Annotated in this window: 2 protein-coding genes; both read right to left on the bottom strand. The window is 59.1% G+C overall.

The window, feature by feature from the left end; all coding sequences use genetic code 11:
- Positions 1–242: hypothetical protein (locus E1H13_RS26565; RefSeq protein ID WP_169617965.1), on the bottom strand; the 242-nt coding region annotated here is incomplete at its 3' end.
- A partial coding sequence (locus E1H13_RS26560; protein ID WP_169617964.1) for a hypothetical protein occupies positions 242–1,171 on the bottom strand: 930 nt, incomplete at its 5' end. The genes E1H13_RS26560 and E1H13_RS26565, both read right to left, overlap by 1 nt.

Genomic DNA, 1,171 nt, shown 5'->3' with positions numbered 1-1,171 from the left:
AACCGCTCCACACAATGCCGGGCAATTTCCTGAATCTCCGAGACCGATCGCTCACCGTGGATTTCCTCCGCCAGGGGGCGGTAGAAGGCCATCATGGCATCCATCCCCTGCTGTCGGCCTTGGCGACCCGTGAAGTGGGGATTGTGGAGCAAGTAATGCAACACTACCGCTGTCGCCGCCGGGAACTGGGCATTGTAGACAAACTTCACCCGCCCTGACGTGTTGTCCTGCTGGTCCGCCATCAGGACACCCTCATCCGATGGCTCTCACCCAGCAGCGCCTGGAACAAGCCAAAGCCATCGGTCATCCGCATTGGCAAGGAGGGCATCTCGTGAACTTCCGGCAGGTGTTCCTGTACCAGGCGGTTGAGCCCCGTCTGATGCTCCCAGGCCAGCGATAGGCGATCGCCAAAACCCCGCTGCTCAAAATACTGCTGCAAAGCATCCCGCATCAGGTAGGCGGCTCCCCCCGCCAGCACCACCTCCCCCTTGCCAGTGGCCAAACTGGGAATCAGGTGATCGTTGAAATGCGGATCTAGAGCGGACAGGTAGGCCGTCTCCACCTGAGCCAGGGCGTTAGCGAAGTCCACTGTCTCACCCTTGGCGACCGAGTATTGCTGGGCTTGTCCGGTTGCCAAGGCTCGTAGCAGCACCTCATAATCCGAGACAGATACCCCTGCCGTATTGGCCGCCTTCTCAAACGACTCCCAGAAGCCAGGGAACTTGGACGTCGACTTACCCGAATTGAGTGTGCCGGTCTCGAAGGCCAGTTGGGTGCCGTTGCGGTGACCTAGCATTTCAATCCAGGTGGTGCGCTGGGCAATGGATACCCCCGCCTGCTGCAACTGCGCCTTGCGCTGAACATAGATACCATAGCCTTCGGGGCGGAAACTGAGCTTCAGGTCAATGCGATAGTCGGTCTCATCCTGGAAGCGAAAGCCCTGGCAGAGATCCGAGAGGCGAAAAGCAATTCGTTGACGGGTGGCGAGTTCGTTGATGGGCAGCAACACCCAGACGATCGCCTCAACGTGCCTTGGCAGATTCTCTAGTTTGGCGATCGCCCCCAGCACCCCCACGATCCGCTCCGCCGCCTTCAGCGACTTATCTTCCTTAAAGCTGTTGTAGTCCAGAAAAGCCTGGGCGGCTTTGCCCACAAAGATCAGGTCATCCCC

This window comes from Nodosilinea sp. P-1105 (genome assembly GCF_012911975.1).
GTDB lineage: Bacteria > Cyanobacteriota > Cyanobacteriia > Phormidesmidales > Phormidesmidaceae > Nodosilinea.
This window is presented reverse-complemented; position numbering and strand designations above follow the sequence as displayed.